The organism is Pseudomonas urmiensis (assembly GCF_014268815.2).
GTDB lineage: Bacteria > Pseudomonadota > Gammaproteobacteria > Pseudomonadales > Pseudomonadaceae > Aquipseudomonas > Aquipseudomonas urmiensis.
The window spans coordinates 5,200,796-5,221,164 of record NZ_JABWRE020000001.1 but is presented as its reverse complement, the minus strand read 5'-3'; the positions used below and the strand labels follow the sequence as shown (position 1 = coordinate 5,221,164).

The following is a 20,369-nucleotide window of genomic DNA, read 5'->3' as shown; positions in this document are numbered from 1 at the left end:
AGAAACGCACGGGGGACTCCCGTGTGGGTTCAAGTCGTGCGGCGCGCCGATTGGTCGGCAGGTACGCAGTGGGAGTGACTATAAAGGCATAAGAAAAATAATTTAAATACCTTTAAGAAATATAGATATGACTGGCCCAGCGTGTGTACGTCCAGCGGAAATGTCAGAAAAATCGCCGCACATCTGATAGCGTGCTGGCCATTTGAAATCTCACGTGGAGCGCTCCAGATGAAGGTGTTGTCGCTGTTCGGAACCCGGCCAGAAGCCATTAAAATGGCGCCATTGGTACAAACGCTCGCGGCGACCGAAGGCGTGCAAAGCATCGTTTGCAGCACCGGCCAGCACCGGCAGATGCTGGATCAGGTGCTGCAACTGTTCGAAGTGCCCGTCGACCACGATCTGGATGTTATGGTGCCTGGGCAGACCCTCAATGGCCTGTTCGCCCGGCTGATGACGCGTATCGACAGTTTGCTCGACGACGTCCAGCCCGACTGCGTGCTGGTGCATGGCGATACCTCTACCGCTGCCGCTTGCTGCCTGGCGGCATTTCAGCGCGGCATCGCCATCGGCCACGTCGAAGCGGGCCTGCGCACCGGCAACATGAGCCAACCCTTCCCGGAAGAGATGAACCGCCGGGTGGTCGATGTGATGGGCCGCTGGCTGTTCGCGCCGACGGTCACCTCTCGCGATAACCTGCTCAAGGAAAACCTTCACGGCGAGATCTTCGTCACCGGCAACACGGTGATCGACGCGCTGGAGCTGACCGTGCAAAAGCTGGAACGCCAGCCGGCCATCGGCGAAGGCTTCGCCAGTCGCTATCCATGGCTGGATGCCAGCCGACGCCTGGTGCTGGTTACCGGCCATCGGCGAGAGAGTTTTGGCGAAGGCTTCCGCCAGATCTGCGCAGCCTTGGCCGAGCTTGCCGAGCGCGACGACATTCAGATCGTCTATCCGGTGCACCTCAACCCGCAGGTGCGCGGGGTAGTCATGCAGACCTTGGCCGACAAGCCCAACGTGCACCTGATCGAGCCGCTGGATTACCTCGAGTTCGTCTGGTTCATGCGCCGCGCGCACTTGATCCTGACCGACTCGGGGGGCGTTCAGGAAGAAGCACCGCACCTGGGTAAACCGGTACTGGTGATGCGTGACACCACTGAACGGCCGGAGGCGGTCGATGCCGGCACCGTGAGCCTGGTCGGCACCCGCAGCGAGCGCATCACCGCAGCGGTCAAGCGCTTCCTCGACGATGACCAGCTCTACCAGCAGGTAGCGCGCAGCGTGAACCCCTATGGTGATGGCCAAGCGAGCGGACGGATTGTCAATGCACTGACAGGTCGGCCATTTATGCCGTTCCTACCGCACTGATCGTCAGTAAGTGCGCCTCTATGCGTCATAAAAATGACATATATTGGCGCGACCTTGACCCATGTCGGAATTACCTTACAAAACGCAACAAAATATTGACATGGGCATATTGATATTAGAGAGTTGCGCCCCGCTGCATGAAGGCCCGCTGTCGATGTGAATCAGGGACCTGCAACACACTCCTGTCCTCCGATTGAATCTCTTCCTCCAGCACTGCCGGGCGGCTTGCCGCGCCGCGCGCGTACACCATCGCGTACACCCTTTGGCCGACGCCAGAGGTTCTTGTGGACTTTTGCAGAGATAGATCGTTGATTCACATTCCTCGCCGCATGAAAAACACCCTGTGGATTGCCGCACTGAGCTCGCCGCTGGTCGCCCAAGCGACACCGGTCAGCGATGCCCTGCAAACGATTGCCGGCCAGCACCTGGTCAGCCGCAGCGTTTCGCTGGCAGACCTGGGTATCACCAATCCAGTGGTGCTGGATCAGGCTGACAATCGCCAGGCGTTCTTCCTGCCGGTACCCAAGGGCGTGGCCATCAGCGATGCGCGGCTGGAAATCAAAGGCGAGTTCATTCGCGGCGAGCAGCAACCTGCCACCCTGCGCATGTCGGTAGACGGTCTGCCACAAGTCGCTGAGCGGGTCACCCTCGGCTCTGGCGAGATCAGCCGCAGCCTGCGCGTAGACAGCGGTCGTCACGCCAACGGTTTCGTTAATTTCAGCCTCGACTGGAGCTCGCCGGTATCGGTGGATTTCTGCGCCCCGCCGCGGCCAACCGCCAACATTCTTACCCTGTCGCCAGAGACGCGCCTGAACTACCGCTTCTCGATGGCCTCGCTGAACAGCCTGGCCGATGCCTGGAGCACCCTGCCCGCTGAGCCGGTGATCCTGGTCGCCAGTGGCGCCCTTGAGCGCAACAGCTTCGACAGCGCCTGGCGGATGGGCGTAGCCCTGGAGCGCAGTGCGCGCCGGGCCAAGGTACGCGCCCTGCCCCAGGTGGGTGAACACGTCAGCCTGGAAGGTGTGCAGATTCCGGCCGGCCTGGGCCAGGTCCCGGCGTTCGCCGCGCTGGCCGGCAAACCTCAGCACACGCTGGGCTCGCCAGCCGAGTTGGGCGCCCTGCTGATGCTCGATGGTCAGGCCACCCACGCCGACATCGCCATTGCCGACTCCGCGCTGGTCAATCAAATCAATGCCGCGCTCGATGCCTTGGCCGCACAGCTGCAAGGCGATAACGAGGCCCTGGCCGCCCTGCAGCAATGGCGTAAGCAACGCGCCAGCCTCGCGGCCGGTGCAGTGCCAAGCCAACAGCTGCAACTGGCAAGCCTTGGCCGCCAGGCGCTGGTTGCGGTAGCCGCCGATGCCGGCGCCAAGGCCGCTGGCGTGCTCGACGCGCACTGGCGCAACGTACTGGTTTCGCCCTCGGCACACATCACCCGGGTAGGCGAGCCTCTGCGCAATGACAGCGGCAAACTGCGCCTGAGCACCTTGGGCGGCAACTACAGCAACTTCGATGTGATCAGCCGTGGCGAATGGACGGCAACCTTCCCGCTCAGCGCAGTGTCGGTCGATGGCCGCATGCCTGGCGAGCTGACCTTCGACCTGGCCGCCGCACCGGGCGCCTCGCGCACCGCGCCAGTGGCCTCGGTGATCTGGAACAACGTTTTGCTCAACGCCATGCAGATGGATGCCGATGGCCAGCCCGAGCGCCTCACCGCGCGCGTTCCAGGCTATGCCTTGGGCGTGACCAACACCGTCCAAGTGCGCTTCCAGCGCCAACCGGTTTCGCCGGAGTGCGCCGAGATCCCGCAGGGCTATCCGGTCAACGTATTGCCGACCAGCTACCTGACCTCGGCCGCTGCCGAGCCCGATGGCACCTTCATCGGTTTGCTGCCATTGCTGGCTGGCAAGTCGCAGCTGATCACCGACAAGGCCGCCCTGCAAACGCCGGTAGCGAGCCTGGGCAAGCTGATCCGCCTGGCCAGCGCCGCTTCGCTGTCGGCGGTTCAGGCTGAACTGGTCCTGGCCGAAGGCGGCGCCGTAACGCCAGCCAAACCGTTCCTGGCGGTTGACGTCGAACTGCCTGGGGCCAAGCCGCTGCTGGGCGTCGAGGAGCTCAAGCGCCTGCAAGCCCAGGGCGCTGAGCAACCCGCACTGGACCTGCAAGGCCCGCAACCTCTGGGCACGCTGTCGGTGGTCGACTCCAAAGGCCAGCACGGCGTGTTGTGGAGCAGCCTGGGCGACCGTTCGATGGTGCCGCAGGTGCCGTTCCTGCTGACCCAAGGCAATGCCGTGGTGGTTGGCGAGCAAGGCCCGCTGACCTGGGTGGACACCACCGATCCTGAGCTCAACCTCAACGGCACGCCGTTCCATCAGTGGCGCAAGCAGCTGGTGTGGGCGCTGCCGACCCTGGCTGGGGTCCTGTTGGTGCTGTTGCTGCTCGGTGTACTGGCACGTCACTTGCGCCTGAAGAACAAAGGCAAGTAACGGTAGGCAGGCGCAGACATGTCCTCTCTCTACTGGCCCTACCTGCTGGCTGACTACTACCACGTGCTGGAAGTAGTCACTGCCGCAGTCGGGATCCTGATCCTGCTGTCCAGCCTCGATGACCTGTTCATCGACGCCTGGTACTGGGTGCGCCAGCTCTATCGCAAGCTGCTGATCCGGCGTAAACGCTATCAGCCGCTAACTGTCGAGCAACTGCGCGCCAAGCCCGAACAGCCTCTGGCGATCATGATCCCGGCGTGGCTGGAGTACGACGTGATCGCGCCGATGCTGGAGAACATGGTCGGCTCGCTCGACTACAAGAACTACTACATTTTCGTCGGCACCTACTGCAACGACCAGCGCACCATCGACGAAGTCGAGCGCATGCGCCGCCGCTATCGCCAGTTGGTGCGGGTAGAAGTGCCGCACGACGGCCCGACCTGCAAAGCCGACTGCCTGAACTGGATCATCCAGGCGATCTTCGCCCAGGATGCGCGCATGCCCGAGCCGTTTGCCGGGGTGATCCTGCATGACAGCGAAGACGTGCTGCACCGCCTGGAACTGCACTACTTCAACTACCTGTTGCCGCGCATCGACTTCATCCAGCTGCCGGTTACTTCGCTTGAGCGCGACTGGTACGAATTGGTCGCGGGCACCTACATGGATGAGTTCGCCGAGTGGCACACCAAGGACTTGGTGGTGCGCGAGAGCATGTCGCGGATGGTGCCGTCTGCTGGCGTCGGCACCTGTTTCTCGCGCAAGGCGCTGCTGGAGCTGTCGGCCGAGACCAACAACCAGCCGTTCAACACCGACACCCTGACCGAGGACTACGACATTGGCGCGCGCCTGGCGCGGCGTGGGATGAAGCAGATCTTCGGCAAGTTTCCGGTCGACTATGTGGCCAAGCGCACCACCTGGTTCGGCAACGGCAAGGACAAGATGGTGGCGATCCACATGCCACTGGGCGTGCGGGAGTACTTCCCTGACACCTTCCGCACCGCCTACCGGCAAAAGGCGCGCTGGACCCTGGGCATCGGCCTGCAGGGTTGGAGCCAGGTTGGCTGGGCCGGCTCGCTGGCCACCAAGTACCTGTTGTTCCGTGATCGCAAGGGTTTGATCACCTCGTTCATCGCCATCCTGGCCTACGTGCTGCTCGCCCAGCACTTGGTGTTCCTGGCGATCAGCGCCACCGGTCATTGGGACGTGTTCTTCCCCTCTGCCTTCTCGCCCAACAGCGGCCTGCTCGACCTGATGTGGGCCAACACCCTGGCGCTGAGCCTGCGCTTGCTACAGCGCGCCTACTTCGTCGGCCGCTTGTACGGCTGGGAACATGCGCTGCTGTCCGGGCCACGGATGATCATCGGCAACTTCATCAACGCCATGGCCGCAGCCCGGGCCTGGCGTCTGTACCTGGGGCATCTGTTCCTGGGCAAGGCGCTGGTCTGGGACAAGACCATGCACGACTTCCCCTCCTCCGACCAGCTGCAACAACAACGCCTGCGTCTGGGCGAGCTGTTGCTGTCGTGGCGCGCCATCGACGACACCATTCTGGCCAAGGCCCTGCAAGCCCAGGCCGATGAACACAAGCCGCTGGGGCAGATTCTGCTCGAACACGGCTATCTGGACGAAGACACCCTCAACGAGGCGATCCTGTTCCAGCGCGAGACCGGCGAGCCCGAACCCGTCAACGACTCACCGGCGCCGGCGCCAACTGCGAAGAAACAGGTCCTCGAACCGTCATGAATTCTGCTCGTCCTGCCTTCGCGCTGTTCAGCGCCCTGCTCTGCTGCGCCAGTATCTCGCCGGCTGCGGCCGCACCCGAGGTGCCGCTGCAAGGAGTGGCCTGGGAACAGGCCGACCAGGCCTATCGCAGCTATCAGGGCGGGCGCTATCGCGACGCCTTGCAACAGGTCGATGCAGCGCTGGCGCTGCGCCCAGACGTAGCCCGGCTGAACCTGCTCAAGGTCTATACCCTGCAGAAGCTAGGGCGGCGCAATGAAGCCCGACAGGCCGCGCAGCGCGCACTCAAGCGCGGCGTGCGCGACCCTGGCCTGCAAGCGGCGGTGGTCAATCTGCAAAGCAACCCCGGTGCCGGCAGCGGCCCAGCTACCTCAGCCGCTTACCAGAAGGGCTTCCCGCTCGCGACCAAGGCCTATGCAGCCTACAACGCAGGCGACATGCCTGCCGCCGAGCGCGATGCCGAACGGGCCTTTCGTACCGATCCAAGCCAAGGTCCCTGGGCGTTGCTCTGGCTGGACAGCCTGGAAGCCCAGCAGCGCTGGCCGCAAGCCGCCGAGGCGGCGGGCACCGCCATCGCCTTGGGCGCACCCAATACCAGCGACCTCGAAGCCCGCCGCCAGACCCTCAAGCGGCGGATGGCTGTGCGCCCGGCCGAGCAGGCCTACCAGGCCCTGATTGCCAACCGCCCAGGTGACGCTGTACCGCTGGCGCGTGAAGCCGTCAGCCTGGCACCGGACATCTCCAGCCACCGCCTGTTGCTGGTCACCGTGCTGCTGCTCGACAACCAGCCGGCCGCTGCCGAACAGGCAGCCAACGACGCCCTTGAAGTCGATGACGAAAGCACCGTGATGCTGGTCATGCGCGCTTACCTGCGTCAGTTCCAGGGCAAGGCGCAAGTGGCCAACGACGACTTCGACGCTGCCATGGCCCAGGACTGGCTCGACGAAGAGCAGCTGCGCAACGTGAGGCTGATCGCCATCGACGCGGCACTGGCCGCCGGTGACTCGGCCCGCGCCCAAGCCCTGCTGACGCCGCTGGATGCCAACGACGAAGCGGTGGCCCGACGCTTACAAACGTTGCACGACGACCGCCGCCCTAGCGCCGCATTGAACCTGAGCAACTACCCAGCGCCACGCCAGTCCTGCCAGGACACCCCTTACGGCACCCAGTGCGAGCTGCTCCCGGCCGATGCCGGCGGCGCCGCTGGGCCAGCCAGCGAAGCCTACGCGGCCTATGCGCGGCAGGATTACCAGGAGGCGATCCGCCAGGCACGCAAGGCCACTGAACAAGACCCGGACAACCTGGAATTTCAACGCCTGCTGACCACCGCCCTGGCAGCGGGCAACGACCAGCAAGCCGCGGAAGCTGAACAGCGTCTGAGCGATGCAATTGCGCGCACCCCAAGCGATGCCGAGCTACTGATGCAGCGTGGCTATTTGCGCATGCGCACCGCCCAGCCGGCCCGCGCCCGGGAAGACTTCCGCGCCGCGCGCGACACCGGCAAGGCACCTAAAACGGTCATCCTCGACGAGGCGTATGCGTTGTCGTCGATGGGCGACAAGCCCGCCGCCGTGCGCAAGCTCAAGCACGCCATCGACATGGATGACCACGGCACGCTCGATCTGAACGATGAGCAGCGCTACAACACCCGTAGCGCCATCACCGGTTTCGACCGCGAATGGGGCGCCACGGTGACCACCAGCTACCGTGGCGCGCGACCCAGCACCACCATTGCCAACGCCGGGCAGAGTTCGGCGGGTGATTCGGTCGTCAGCACTGCCGAGCTGTATTGGCGGCCTAGCCAGTTCAATGACCAGAACGGGGTTCTGGAAGTTTACGGGCGGCTGTCCAATACCCTGTGGGACGAAGGCGGCAAGTTCAAATCGCAAGGCGCGATCGACCCGTGCAGCAAGGCTTCGTTGCCCGATGGCGGCTCCAGTGACTCGAAATCGGTCAGTGGATTCCCCAGCACCATTGGCTCCCTGGGCGTTCGCTACCTGCTTTCCGATACTGGCTTTACCTTCGGCCTGGAGCGGCGTTTCCTGATTGGTTCTGCTACCCGTGAGGGTACAGCCAACCCGGCTAAAAACAGTGATCGCTGTGACGTGCAAAACTCGATTCAAAGTGCCAACGAAGACCGTGCCGAAAATTCCATCGCTCCAATCAACGGCGCCTTGCTGAACTACAAGCTCAAGGATGGCGCCGGTGGTTGGCTGGCCTATGCCACCTATGGGTTCTACCGTGGCACCGACCTGCGCATCAACGAGACCAGTTGGTGGACAGTGGACGCCTACTCACAGCTGGGCTACTCGCTGGAAGACAACTCCGCGAGCTACACCCTGTACGACGTCGACAACCAAGGCTCGAAGACCGACAAACTGGCCGAAGCCAACGGGCGCATGAAGCGTGAGCAGCTGTTCCTCAGCAATGAAATCCGTCTTGGCCGGAGTTTCCGCGTCGCCGGGCTCTCTCCACACTTTGTGGTGTTCCCACACATTGTCGGTGCCGCCGACGTGATCTGGCAAAAGGACCAGGCCACTGACCTGCATGGCGCCAGCGGTGAGCTGGCCTCTGTACTGGAAAACAAACGCTACTCCCTGACCCGCGACCAAGGCTCCTGGTCGATGGCCGCAGGCCCCGGCATCGGTCTGCGCTACTGGTTCCGCGAGGACCATTACCACACACCCCGCTCCTATCTCGATTGGACGGCCCAGTACCGCTTCGCCATCGGCGGCGGTGCCACCGAACGGGCTGAAGGCCTGTTCATGAACCTGACATTGTCATATTGAGGACCCCACACATGCTGTCGCTTCCTCTGTTCACTCTTTCATGCAAACGCCTGGCTAGCGCCTTGCTCGCCGTCAGCCTCGGCTGCGCCGCGATCAACGCCCAGGCCGATGACTCTTCCATCGTCATCCAAGGCAAGGATGGCTGGTTGTTCCCTGGCTGGGGCAGCCTTACCGAAGTCGACAGCCGTGGCATCGAAGCCTCCACCGCGTTGATCAAGGATGCCCAGCAGGCGCTGGCCGCGCGTGGCGTGCACTTGCAAGTGCTGGTACTGCCGGACAAGACCCGCTTCTATCAGGACAAGCTGCCCGCAGGCAAAACCCTCAGCGCGCAAGTCCAACAGCGGTATCAGAGCATTCTCGCCAGCCTGCACAAGGCCGGCATCAGTGCCCTGGACGACGCAGCGGTACTCGAGCAGGTGCGCCAGGGCGGCAAGGACGTGTTCTACCGCACCGACCAGCACTGGACCCAAGTTGCCGCCGACGCCACCGCCCAGGCCACCGCCGAGCAGATCAAGCGCGACGTGCCTGCGCTCAAGGGCAGCGCTGGCAGCGGCATGACCCTGGGTAGCGAGTTCAAGGAACGCCGTTTTGGTGACCTGGCCGAACGCTTCCTGACCCCCGAACAGCGCAAGCAAACTGGCCGGGAGACCTTCACCGTGCGCCGCCAAGCGGCGGCCACCGGCCTGCTCGACAGCGCCCCGGCGCCAGTGCATGTCACCGGCCACAGCATGGTCCAGCCGTACTTCGGTTTCCCGCAAAAGCTCTCCAACAGTGTCGATCGACCGGTTTCGGTGAACTGGAAGCCGGGCAACGTCGGCCAGTGGATCATGCTCCTGGAGTACCTGGAGTCGGCCGACTTCAAGAACAACCCGCCGCAAGTGCTGGTCTGGCAGATGTTCGAGCCGACCTACGCGCAAGGCCCGCAGGCCAGCGGCCTGTGGGACAACGCCTCGATCATGAGCGCCGACGCCTGGCGCCAGCGCCTGCGCAGCGCCCTCGGACGTTGATGCATGGCTGAGCGCGACCCGGCCGCTGCGCCCTCGCACCGCCGCTATGCCGCTGCGGTGATCGCCTTGCTGCTGCTCGCCCAGGCTTGCGGCTTATGGCTGCTGTACACCGGCAAGCTCGACCCTGCGCGGCTGAAACCCTCGGCATGGTTGGACGGTGACGCCGGCAAGGCGCTCGGCGAAGCGCTGCAACCGAAGTTGCAGGACAACGCCGATACCTTGAGCGCCGCCGTGCGCTATCGCCTGCTGGGCGATCTTGGCGCGCAGGTGGTACAGGGCTGCCCGGGCTGGCTGTTCTATCGCGACGGTCTGCGCGCGCAACCGGGTGTACGCGGGGCCTACGAGGCGCGCCTGCGCCTGATGCGTCATTGGAGCGGGCAGTTGCGTGAACAGGGCCTGCAGGTGCTGCTGGTGGCAGTGCCAGACAAGGCGCGGATCGAAACCCACGCCCTGTGTGGCCTGCAGCAGTCGGCACAGATGCAGGCGCGGCTGGGCCAATGGCAGGCTAGCCTGGCCGAAGCCGGTGTGGCCTATGTCGACCTCGCTACGGCACTGGCCGCAGGCGCCGAGCAGGCGCCGCGGTTCTTCCGCACCGACGTCCACCTCAATTCCGTCGGCGCCCAGGCCGCTGCCGATGCCGTAGCCGCCGCGGCCCTGCCGCTGCTTGGCGGCAAACGCGAGCAACAGTTCGACAGCAGCGGCGCCGGCCCAGCCCAACCACGCATGGGCGACCTGATCACCTTGGCCGGCCTGGAGCACGCCGCGGCGGCCTGGCGGCCAGCACTGGACCAGGAGCAGCCCGAGCAGATCGTGCCGCGCCGTGGCGGTGGCCTGCTTGACGACACGCCAGCGGTGCAAGTGCTCCTGGTCGGCAGCTCGAATGGCCGGCGCAGCGCCTTTGGCGAGCGGCTGGGCCGCAACCTCGGCCAACAGGTGTGGAACCAGAGCCTGGATGGCGGGCAGTTCTGCGGCGCCTTGCTGGCTGCACTGCACAAGCGTGAGCGTTGGCCGCGCACGCTCAAGCTGGTGATCTGGGAGTTTTCCGAAAGCGCCCTGTCGCTGCCGCTAACCGCCGATGAACGCGCCGTGCTGGCCACGCTACCGGCTTGCGAGGCTGAGCATGCTCTTTAACTCATACCTGTTCTTGCTGTTGTTCCTGCCGCTGACCCTGGCCGCGCACTACCTGATCGCCGCTCGCAGCCTGCGCGGCGCCGCGTTGTGGCTGTGCTTCACCTCGATCGTGTTCTATGGCTGGTGGAACCCGCAGTTCGTGTTGCTGTTGATCGGCTCGATCGCCTTCAACTACCTGGTCAGCCTGGCGATCCTCGGCGCAGCTGGGCGCACCCGCCTGCAACTGCTGATCACCACCCTAGGGGTCGGTGCGGACCTGGCCTTGCTGTTCCACTACAAGTACTTCGTCACCCTGGTCAACTTTGCCCAGGACTGGGGCTTGGCTGGCACGCGCCTGGACGACATCATCTTGCCGCTGGGGATTTCGTTCTTCACCTTCACCCAGATCGGCTACCTGCTCGACTGTCGTGCCGGCATCGTCAAGGAGCGCAGTCTGCTCAGCTACGTGCTGTTCGTGACCTTCTTCCCGCACCTGATCGCCGGGCCGATCCTCCATCACAAGGAGATGATGCCGCAGTTCGCCAAACCGGATAACTACCGCTTCCGCGCCGAAAACCTCAGCGTCGGCGGCATGCTGTTCATCATCGGCCTGGCCAAGAAAGTGCTGCTCGCCGACCCCATCGCGCCCTATGCCGATGCCGGTTTTGCCGAGCCTGGCACGCTGGGTTTGTGGGCCGCCTGGGGCACCGGGATCGCCTACGCGCTGCAGCTGTATTTCGATTTTTCCGGATACTCCGACATGGCCCTGGGCCTGGCCAAGATGTTCGGCATCCGCTTCCCGCTGAACTTCAATTCGCCGTACAAGGCCAGCAACATCATCGACTTCTGGTCGCGCTGGCACATGACCCTGACCCGCTACCTGACCGCCTACCTGTACTACCCGGTGGCCATGGCCGTGTCCGACTGGCGCAGCAAGCGGGGGCTGCCGGTCGGCACCCAGGGCGCGGCCACCGCAGGCGGCTTTGCCGCTGCCATCGTGCTGCCGACCGCCTTCACCATGGGCCTGGCTGGCATCTGGCACGGCGCCGGTTTGCAGTTCCTGATCTTTGGCCTGCTGCATGCCGCTTACCTGTCGATCAACCATGCCTGGCGGATTTTCGTGGTGGGCCGCAACAAGGCCAGCAAGAGCCGCTTGAAGACTGCGGGCTGCGTACTGCTGACCTTCGCCGCAGTCATCGTCGCCCAGGCTTTCTTCCGCGCCGAGTCGACTCACGACGCTGTGCTACTGGTCGAAGGCATGTTCGGCCTGCGTGGCCTGGGCAGCCTGCCAGAGGCCGTGTATCCGACTGCAATCGCCTGGGGCGATGCCTGGCGCATGCTGCTCGGCCGCCACCTGGAGGCGCTGCATATCCTCGCGGTGCTGGCAGTGGCGTGGTTCCTGCCCAACTCACAGCAGATCATGGGCGGCTTCTCGCCGTCGCTGGCCCGCGTACAACTGGATGGCCCCGCCGCATTGCGCTGGGCACCGAACCTCAAATGGCTGGTGATCATGGCGCTGCTGCTGGTGCTGTGCCTGATCAACCTGCACAAGGAAGCGCGCTTCCTGTACTTCCAATTCTGACTTTCCCGGAGTGATCGACATGAGCGACGAAACCCTCAAGCAGCAACTGGCACAGATCATTGAAAACGTCATCGGCACCGCCGTCGAGCACGACGACCTGCTGATCGAGTCGGGCCTGGTCGACTCGATGACCGCCGTCGATATCGTCATGGCGGTGAAGAACGAGTTCGGCTGCAAGGTGCCGCCGACCGAGATCGACGAGCACCTGGAGTCGATCGACGCGCTGGCCGCGTTCATCCAGGCCAGCCGCGGCTAAGCCCGATCAGCGTGTAGCCAGGAGCGCCGCCAGATGCATTTCGATTTCGACCGCTGTCAATTCGCCGACCTTGAACACAACGCCGACGCCCCGGCGCTGCGTGACGCCAGCCGGGTGTTGGACTGGGCCGGCTTGCAGCTGGCCGTCGAAGCCTGGCAGCTGCGCGCCAGCGCAGCGGGTATCATGGCGGGCACGGCGCTGGTGATCAGCGGCCACAAGCAGATCGAATTCGTCGTGGCCATGCTCGGTTGCCTGCGCCTGGGCGTCACCTACGTGCCGCTGGACAGCATCAACCCGCCACAGCGACTGCAACGGATCATCGAGCTGGTCGGCGCAGGACACTACTACGATGCAGCAACCGACCGCTTCGAGGCCGGTGTAGCCCAGGCGACACCGCTGGCCGAAGCAGACCTTGCCTACATCATGTTCACCTCCGGCAGCACCGGCGATCCGAAAGGGGTGCAGATCGGCCGCGACAGCGTGGCGCTGTTCGCTGGCTGGATCCGGGACTGCCTGGGGCTCGGCGCGCGGCCGACGTTCATGAACCAGATGCTGTTCAGCTTCGACTTTTCGCTGTTCGACCTGTGCGGCGCGCTGGCCTTAGGTGGCCAGTGCGTGCTGTGCCCGCGTGAGGTGATCGCAGCGCCCCTGGACTTCGTTGGCTACTTGGCCGACAGCCAGGTGCAGGTGTGGGCATCGACACCCTCGTTCGTCCGCCAGCAGTTGCTCAATGATGAATTCGACGCCGCCCACCTGCCGCACCTGCAAGTGTTCGTGTTTGGCGCCGAGTCGCTGACCCCAACCCTGGCCAACCAGCTCTGGGCGCGCTTCCCCAAGGCACGCATCATCAATTCCTACGGCCCAACCGAGGCGACCTGCTCGACCACCTGGATCGAGATTCTGCCGCCACTCGACGCGGGCACCCAGCCGCTATCGATCGGCCGCGCCAAGCCGTATGCCGAGCTGTTCCTGGTGGACGGTGAGCTGTGCATTGCCGGTGACCACGTCATGCGTGGCTACCTCAATCGTCCAGACCTGAGCGCTGCGGTGCTGTTCGAACACAACGGCAAACGCGCCTACCGCAGTGGCGATCTGGCCGAGATCGACGAGCACGGCCGGGTGTTCTTCCATGGCCGGCGCGACGACCAGATCAAGCTGCACGGCTACCGCATCGAGCTGGGCGAAGTGGATGCGGGCCTGGCCAGTCTGCCGGGCGTCAGCGCTGCGGCAACGGTGGCCCTGCGCCGCCCCGACGGCACCCTGGTGCGGATGATTGGTTTTGTCGAAACGCTCGAGCTGCCAGCTGCGACTCTCGGCCCACTGCCTACGGCGTTGGCCGACTGGAAGCAACACCTGGCCAGTCGCCTGCCTTCCTATATGATTCCCTCGGAACTGCTCGCCTGTGGCCGCTTCCCCGGTACGCTGTCGGACAAGGTCGACCGCAAGCGCCTCGCCGCGCTATACCAGGAAACCCGCCTGAAACGCCCCAAGGAGACCCAATGAAACTGTCCGCCCTGCTCGCCACTGCCCTGCTGCTCGGGAGTGGCCTGCCTACCCTGGTGCATGCCGAAGGCAAGCTGGCGCAGCTGTATGCACCGCGGCCACCGGCAGGCTCGGCCTTCGTTCGGGTATTGCAACCAACAGCGGATAGCGTCGAAGTGCAGCTGGGCCAGAACCCGCCGCAGCGCCTTGGCGACGAACGCCTGGCCAGCAGCTACAACGTGATCAAGGGCGGCGAACCCTTCGCGGTACGCATTGCCGGCAAGACCGTCGGCACCCTTACGGTCGCCGCCGACAGCTACCAGAGCCTGGTGCTGCACGACGGCAAGCTACTGGTACTGGACGACAGCGCTGCCAGCGACGATGCATTGAAGGCCGAGCTGCGCTTCTACAACCTGGCCAGTGACTGCCCAGCCGGCCAGTTGCAGGTCGACGGTGGCGGCCCAACGCTGTTCGCCGAGGTCAAGCCTAACGCCACCCAGGCCCGCGCGATCAATCCGGTAAGCGCCAGCCTGAGCGCCGGTTGCGGCGCGGTGCAGGCCAAGGCGCTGGCCTTGCCGCAGTTGCAGCCGGGTGATCACTACGCACTGTTTCTCACCGGCAGCGCCCAGCAGCCGGTGCTGCGCGGTGAACTCAGCAGCACTGCTGCGTTTGCCCGGTAAGTAGCCATGCGTAGCCTTTTTCGCGACGACCATGAGCTGTTCCGTGACCAGGTCCGACGCTTTATCGACGAGCGCATCCTGCCGCATTACGACAGCTGGGAACGTGCCGGGGTGACGCCCCCTGAGCTCTGGCGCGAAGCCGGTGCCCAAGGCTTGCTGTGCTCGGCCCTGCCCACGCCCTATGGTGCCGGTGGCGACTTTGGCCACGCCATGGTGGTGATCGAAGAATTGGCCCGCGCCAACTGCCTGGGCATCGGTTTTTCGATCCACTCCGACATGGTCGCGCCATACCTGCTCAGCCTCGGCAGCCAGGCGCAGAAAGACCGCTGGCTGCCAGCGATGGCCGCTGGTGAACTGATCGGCGCCATCGCCATGACCGAGCCGGGTGCTGGCAGCGACCTGAAAGCGATCCGTTGCCGCGCCGAGCGCGACGGCGAGCACTATGTGCTCAATGGCCAGAAAACGTTCATTACCAACGGCGTCAATGCGGGCCTGATCATTGTCGTCGCCAGCACCGAGCCAGACCTGGGTGCGCGCGGGCTGTCGCTGTTCTGTGTCGAGGCCGGTTTACCAGGGCTGAGCAAAGGCAACCACATGGCCAAGATTGGCCAGCATGCCCAGGACACCTGCGAGCTGTTCTTCGACGCGCTACGGGTACCGGCCGACTGCCTGCTGGGCGAGGAGAATGCTGGCTTCGAGTACCTGGGTCGGGAGCTGGCCCGCGAGCGCCTGGCGATTGCCCTGCGGGCTGCGGCGCATGTCGAGGGGATGCTGGAGCAGACCTTGGCTTATACCCGTGAGCGCAAAGTCTTTGGCAAGCGAGTCAGCGACCATCAGCACAACCGCTTTATCCTTGCCGATGCGCGAGCGCGATTGACCATGCTGCGGGTGTTCCTCGATGACTGTGCACGGCAATTAATCGACGGCAGCCTGGACCCGGTGGTCGCGGCCATGGCCAAGCTCAATGCGACAGAGCTGCAGGGGCAGATTCTTGATCAGCTGCTGCAGTTGCATGGTGGCTATGGCTATAGCAGCGAGTATGGCATCGGCCGCGCTTGGGCCGATGCGCGGGCGCTGAGGATCTTTGGCGGGACCAGTGAAGTGATGCGCGAGATCATTGGCCGTTCACTTTGACGACCTTGCCACCGTGGGAGCGGGCTTGCCCCGCGATAGCATTGTCTCAGACGGCAAATCGTTGACTGACGACCGTTAGCTGATCAGCCGTGCCCGCGCAACCAGTCCTGGTGCAGGCGCCGCGCTCGCGGATCATCACCCAGCGCCCAAGGATCCAGGGCAAACGCTACCACCTGCTCGGCACCGGTGGTCTTGGCCCACTCCAACTGGCGGCGCACGCGGGTGTAATCCGCCGAACGTGCCTTGAAGTCGCTGCCATCGTTTTTTTCTGAGGGCAGTTGCTCGAACAGCTCCACCACCACATCGAAGGGCACCTGGCGCCGACGCAGCTCCAGCAGCAATGGCTCGATCGCTTGCAGGTTGGCCCAGCCAGCCACGCCGACGCCATCCTGCACCACCGGGCGCAGCGCAGTGCTATCAAGCAGGGTGCGCCACAGCTGCAGCAATGAGCCATCGGTCTGCAGCACGCTGTAGTAGGTAGAAATCGACGGCACGCGGCCACTGCTGTGGCGAGCGTTGTCGGCCAGCGCGCCGAGCCATTGCGCCAGACGCTGCTGGCGTTCGGCGGTATCCCAGTGATACTGCTCAAGCTCATACGGGATGTACCAGCCGGCAAACGCCGGATGATTTGGCCACGGCGAGCTGCTCATATAGCGTCGAGCGTCTTCCAGGGATTTGGCAAAGAACGCCGCCTGCTCTTGTGGCTGCGCCCCCAGGGCTTGCCACCAAGCATTGTCGAACGGCAAACCGACCTGCACCTGCATGCCTTCTTCGCGGGCCAGGTCGAATACGGTTTGCAGCATCGGCTCAGGGATCATCCACGGCGACTCGCCGCCCACCAGGCCGACCCACTGCAGGGTGAGCGTACGGCAGCCCATGTCGGCCATCGCCGCCATGCGCCGTTGCCATTGCTTGCAGTCGAGCTCGGCGTGACTTTTCCACAGTTGCAGAAAGCTGCCCTGGACTCCAGTTGAGCGGCTGCAGCCCGACAGGCTGGTCAGGCCGAAGACCACCGGCGCGGCAGTCAGCAGGCACAGAACATGGCGACGGTTTAACGATGGCGTGGAAATGAGCAGATCCTTTCGATGGCATTGCACACGAATGGATCAAGGTTACCTCAAAGGCCTGATGCAGCCTATCGCCAGGCCCGCCGGCGCTAGGCTGCTCGATCACCTTTCGCGCAAGGCCTCGCTCTGTGCCTTGATGATCGGCTTGAGCAGATAGCTCATGATGGTCTTCTTGCCGGTCATGATGTCCACTGTCGCCACCATGCCAGGAATGATCAGCAACGGTTTTTCGTCAGTGCCCAGGTGACTACGGTCGGTGCGCAGGCGGATCAGGTAGTAGGTGGTCTTCTTGTCTTCATCGGTGATGGTGTCGGCGCCAATTTGTTCGAGCTTGGCCTTCAACCCGCCGTAAATGGTGTAGTCGTAGGCGGTGAACTTGACCGTGGCTTCCTGGCCGGGGTGCAGGAAGGCGATGTCCTTGGGCAGGATTTTCGCTTCGATGACCAGGCTGTCATTGAGCGGGACGATCTCGACGATGTCGTCACCCGGCTGGATCACCCCGCCGATGGTGTTGACCAGCAGCTGCTTGACCACGCCGCGCACCGGTGAGGTCACCAGGGTGCGGTTGACCCGATCATCCAGCGCTTTGCTGGTGGCGGTGGCTTTGCTCAGCTCGGTGCGCGCCTCGTTGAGCTGGGTCAGGGCGTCGCTGCGGAACTTGCCGCGGGTCTCTTCGATCTTGCTCTGGATCTCCTTGACCGCCGCCTCGGCACGCGGGATGGCCAGGGCGGTGGCATCCATCTGGCCACGGTTCTCCACCTCAGAACGGCGCAGCCGGAGGATCTCGACCTGGGAGATCGCGCCCTTGGCCACCAACGGCTCGGACATGGCGATCTCCTGGCGCAGCAGCTGCAAGCCGCTGGCGTACTGGGCGCGTTTGGAGTTGTACTCGCGCAGCTCCTGCTGGCGCTGGACCAACTGCTGCTCCAGGCCGCCGATCTCGTCATGCAATTGCTGGCGCCGGCTCTGGTACAGCGACTCCTCGCTGGCGGCTTGGTTAGGCGAGCTCTCGCGCAACTTATCGTCGATCTTCAATGGCACGTCTTCGACTTCTGCACTGAGACGCTCCACCCGCAGGGCCATGGCGACCCGATCGGCTTCAGTTTCGCCTTTGTTCGAGGCAAAGCGAGTTTCATCCAAGCGCAGCAGTGGCTGGCCAACTTCGACGACCTCCCCTTCCTTGGCGAAAATCTCGGCGACGATGCCGCCTTCGAGGTTCTGGATCTTCTGCACCTTGGACGACGGAATCGCCTTGCCTTCGCCACGGGTGACTTCATCGATCGGGGCGAAACAGGCCCAGACGATCAGGAACAGGAAGAACGCGATCACTCCCCAGATGGTCATGCGCACCACCCGCGGGGCATCTTCGATCAGTGCCTTGTTGACCTCGGGCAGGGGTTGCCCGCTGAGCGACTCCGACCCCTTGAAGTAGCGGCGCAGGTTGTCCTTGAGCTGGCCCATATCAAGCTTATGCAACACTGATCTGCCCCTTCTTCAGCGCTTCCATGACGGCCGCTTTCGGGCCGTCGGCGACCACTTGGCCGCGATCGATGACGATCAGCCGGTCTACCAGCGACAGCAGCGAGGCGCGGTGGGTCACCAGCAGCACGGTCTTGCCTTCGATTACGGCCTGCAGGCGCTGCTTGAGGCGCTCTTCGCCGGTGTTGTCCATGGCGCTGGTCGGCTCATCGAGCAGCAGGATCTGTGGGTTTAGCAGCAAGGCACGTCCGAGGGCGACGTTCTGCCGCTGGCCGCCGGAAAGGTTCTGTCCTCGCTCGCCGACCTGCAGCTCGTATCCGTCCGGGTGTAGCCGGGCGAATTCGTGCACGCCGGACAGCTCGGCGGCCTGCAGGATCATTTCGTCCTCGATGTAGCGGGCGCCACTGACCAGGTTGTCACGCAGGGTGCCTGCCAGCAGCTGGATATCCTGGGGGACGTAGCCGATATTGTGGCGCAGCTCGCTGACATCGATCTGGCGAATGTCCACGCCATCGACCAGCAACGAGCCATTGTCCGCTTCGTAGAGACCGACGATCAGCTTGGCCAGCGAGCTCTTGCCTGAGCCGCTGCGGCCAATGATGCCGACCTTCTCGCCCGGGCGGACACTCAAGTTGATACCTTTGAGCGCCTGGTTCTGCTGGTTCGGATAGGTAAAGTCGACGCCACGAAATTCGATGGCGCCCTGCAGGACCTGGCGGCTGAGCGGGCGCTCCTCGAAGTTGCGCTCTTGCGGCAGCTCCATCATCTGGTCGGTCGCGGCCATGGTCACCTTGGCCTGTTGATACCGGGCCAACAGCCCGTTGAGCTGGCCGAGCGGGCCGAGCGCGCGGCCGCTAAGCATGTAACAGGCAACCAGGCCGCCCATGCTCAGGTGGCCATCGATGATCAGGTAGACCCCCACACATATCATCGCCACGCCCGCCAGTTGCTGGATCAGCAGGGTGATGTTCATCGCCAGCCCCGAGAGCACCTTGACCCGCAGCTCGAGTCGACTGAGGGTGCCGAGGGTCTGCTCCCACATGTACTGGCGTTCGCTCTCGGCATTGTTGACCTTCACCGCGTCGAGCCCGGCCAGGGTTTCGATCAGGCTGGACTGGCGCTCGGAGGCCAGGGCCATGGTCCGCTCCATGGTCGACATCAACGGCTTCTGCAAGGCGTAGCCGATGCCCAGCGCCAGCGGGAAGGCGATCACCGGAATCCACACCAGGTGGCCACCGATAATGGCGATGACGATCAGGATCAGGAGGGTAAAGGGCAGGTCGATCAGGCTGGTCAGGGTCAGTGAGGCGAGGAAGTCGCGCAACCCTTGGAACTCGTGGATGTTCTGCGCGTAGCTACCGACCCGTGCCGGGCGGTACTTCATGGCCATGCCGACGATGCGTTCGAACAACGTGGCCGAGATGATCAGGTCGGTTTTCTTTCCGGCAAGGTCCAGACACAGGCTGCGAAGACCCTTGAGGATCAGATCGAAAATGTAGGCCCCGGTGATGCCCACAGCCAGCACCCAGAGAGTCGAGGTGGCTTGGTTGGGCACCACCCGGTCGTAGACGTTCATGACGAACAGCGGCGCGGCCAAGGCGATCAGGTTGATTACCAGGCTGGCGGCAATGGCGTCGATGTACAGCCATTTGCTGCGCAGCAGGGTGTCGCGAAACCAGGAACGCGCACGTGGGATCAGGTTGCCGTGATTGACGTCGTACTTGTGCTGCGGCTGGGCAAAGAACACCTTGCCGCTGTAGTCGCCCAGCAGAGCCTCGCGGCTGACTAGCACCTCACCGCCGTCACTTTCACTGAGCAGCAGCCGCGCGGTGTCGGCGTTCTCCCAGCCGAGCAAGACGGCGCTGCGGCCTTCCTTGAGCAGCAACATGGCCGGCATCGCGATGCTTGGGATCTGCTCCAGCTTGCGTTGCAGCAAGCGACCTTGCAAACCGGCACGGGCCGCCGCACGGGGCAACAATTCAGGGCTCAGGCGCTGGGCCGGCAACGGCAGGCCGGTGGTGAGCATGGCCCGGCTGGCGGGCTTCTGGTGCAGGACACACAGGGTCAGCAGGCTATCCAGCAACGGGTCATCGTGCTGACTACGTGGATCGTGACTGAGTTGGCCTCGACTGACTTCGGATTCCACGCGGCGCTCTCTTCATCCTGGCGGTAGATGGGGTAGGTGCGCACTT

General features: G+C 63.9%; 13 protein-coding genes and 1 pseudogene. 11 read left to right on the top strand and 3 right to left on the bottom strand.

Features of this window, described 5'->3' with window-relative positions:
- Positions 1-228: 228 nt before the first annotated feature.
- From wecB to HU737_RS23495, 11 genes and pseudogenes are all read left to right on the top strand, one after another.
- On the top strand, positions 229-1,365 hold the full coding sequence (gene wecB / locus HU737_RS23545; protein ID WP_186555807.1) for a non-hydrolyzing UDP-N-acetylglucosamine 2-epimerase: 1,137 nt from the start codon (positions 229-231) through the stop codon (positions 1,363-1,365).
- 308 nt (positions 1,366-1,673) lie between these two features.
- Positions 1,674-3,851 carry a hypothetical protein gene (locus HU737_RS23540; RefSeq protein WP_217838542.1) on the top strand — a complete coding sequence of 726 codons (2,178 nt, stop codon included), beginning with the start codon at positions 1,674-1,676 and terminating at the stop codon, positions 3,849-3,851.
- Positions 3,852-3,869: 18 nt separating this feature from the next.
- Positions 3,870-5,516, top strand: a pseudogene (locus HU737_RS23535) (glycosyl transferase family protein); the annotation flags it as partial.
- A gap of 74 nt (positions 5,517-5,590) precedes the next feature.
- Entirely contained in the window at positions 5,591-8,380 is a 2,790-nt protein-coding gene (locus HU737_RS23530; protein WP_186555804.1) for an NfrA family protein, read from the top strand.
- 11 nt (positions 8,381-8,391) lie between these two features.
- A complete protein-coding gene (locus HU737_RS23525; RefSeq protein WP_186555803.1) occupies positions 8,392-9,387 on the top strand; it encodes an alginate O-acetyltransferase AlgX-related protein in 996 nt (331 codons plus the stop codon).
- A 3-nt stretch (positions 9,388-9,390) separates the two neighbouring features.
- Positions 9,391-10,518 (top strand): alginate O-acetyltransferase AlgX-related protein, encoded by a 1,128-nt coding sequence (locus HU737_RS23520; RefSeq protein ID WP_186555802.1) that lies wholly within the window; start codon positions 9,391-9,393, stop codon positions 10,516-10,518.
- A complete protein-coding gene (locus tag HU737_RS23515) occupies positions 10,508-12,079 on the top strand; it encodes an MBOAT family O-acyltransferase (protein ID WP_186555801.1) in 1,572 nt (523 codons plus the stop codon). The genes HU737_RS23520 and HU737_RS23515 overlap by 11 nt, the downstream gene beginning before the upstream one ends.
- 19 nt (positions 12,080-12,098) lie before the next feature.
- The gene (locus HU737_RS23510; protein ID WP_186555800.1) at positions 12,099-12,335 is read left to right on the top strand and encodes an acyl carrier protein; all 237 of its coding nucleotides are present in this window, start codon (positions 12,099-12,101) and stop codon (positions 12,333-12,335) included.
- Between the two features lie 33 nt (positions 12,336-12,368).
- Positions 12,369-13,838 (top strand): AMP-binding protein, encoded by a 1,470-nt coding sequence (locus tag HU737_RS23505; protein WP_186555799.1) that lies wholly within the window; start codon positions 12,369-12,371, stop codon positions 13,836-13,838.
- Positions 13,835-14,497, top strand: a complete 663-nt coding sequence (locus HU737_RS23500) for an alginate O-acetyltransferase AlgF (protein WP_186555798.1) — start codon at positions 13,835-13,837, stop codon at positions 14,495-14,497. Before HU737_RS23505 ends, HU737_RS23500 begins: the two co-directional genes overlap by 4 nt.
- Before the next feature lie 6 nt (positions 14,498-14,503).
- Complete coding sequence (locus HU737_RS23495; RefSeq protein WP_186555797.1) at positions 14,504-15,631, top strand: acyl-CoA dehydrogenase family protein; 1,128 nt, start codon at positions 14,504-14,506, stop codon at positions 15,629-15,631.
- Between the two features lie 83 nt (positions 15,632-15,714).
- Here the strand turns inward: HU737_RS23495 and HU737_RS23490 are convergent, their stop codons facing one another.
- The 3 genes from HU737_RS23490 to HU737_RS23480 all read right to left on the bottom strand — a co-directional run bounded on the left by HU737_RS23490 (position 15,715) and on the right by HU737_RS23480 (position 20,323).
- Entirely contained in the window at positions 15,715-16,728 is a 1,014-nt protein-coding gene (locus HU737_RS23490; protein ID WP_186555796.1) for a DUF4434 domain-containing protein, read from the bottom strand.
- Positions 16,729-16,800: 72 nt separating this feature from the next.
- Positions 16,801-18,159, bottom strand: a complete 1,359-nt coding sequence (locus HU737_RS23485) for an HlyD family type I secretion periplasmic adaptor subunit (RefSeq protein ID WP_186555920.1) — start codon at positions 18,157-18,159, stop codon at positions 16,801-16,803.
- Between the two features lie 7 nt (positions 18,160-18,166).
- On the bottom strand, positions 18,167-20,323 hold the full coding sequence (locus HU737_RS23480) for a type I secretion system permease/ATPase (protein ID WP_186555795.1): 2,157 nt from the start codon (positions 20,321-20,323) through the stop codon (positions 18,167-18,169).
- Positions 20,324-20,369: the final 46 nt, after the last annotated feature.

Coding starts and splice junctions, on each gene's coding strand:
- HU737_RS23520 (WP_186555802.1), top strand. CDS start 9,391: ATGGCTGAGCGCGACCCGGCCGCTGCGCCCTCGCACCGCCGCTATGCC.
- HU737_RS23530 (WP_186555804.1), top strand. CDS start 5,591: ATGAATTCTGCTCGTCCTGCCTTCGCGCTGTTCAGCGCCCTGCTCTGC.
- HU737_RS23505 (WP_186555799.1), top strand. CDS start 12,369: ATGCATTTCGATTTCGACCGCTGTCAATTCGCCGACCTTGAACACAAC.
- HU737_RS23495 (WP_186555797.1), top strand. CDS start 14,504: ATGCGTAGCCTTTTTCGCGACGACCATGAGCTGTTCCGTGACCAGGTC.
- HU737_RS23500 (WP_186555798.1), top strand. CDS start 13,835: ATGAAACTGTCCGCCCTGCTCGCCACTGCCCTGCTGCTCGGGAGTGGC.
- wecB (WP_186555807.1), top strand. CDS start 229: ATGAAGGTGTTGTCGCTGTTCGGAACCCGGCCAGAAGCCATTAAAATG.
- HU737_RS23510 (WP_186555800.1), top strand. CDS start 12,099: ATGAGCGACGAAACCCTCAAGCAGCAACTGGCACAGATCATTGAAAAC.
- HU737_RS23485 (WP_186555920.1), bottom strand. CDS start 18,159: ATGGGCCAGCTCAAGGACAACCTGCGCCGCTACTTCAAGGGGTCGGAG.
- HU737_RS23515 (WP_186555801.1), top strand. CDS start 10,508: ATGCTCTTTAACTCATACCTGTTCTTGCTGTTGTTCCTGCCGCTGACC.
- HU737_RS23525 (WP_186555803.1), top strand. CDS start 8,392: ATGCTGTCGCTTCCTCTGTTCACTCTTTCATGCAAACGCCTGGCTAGC.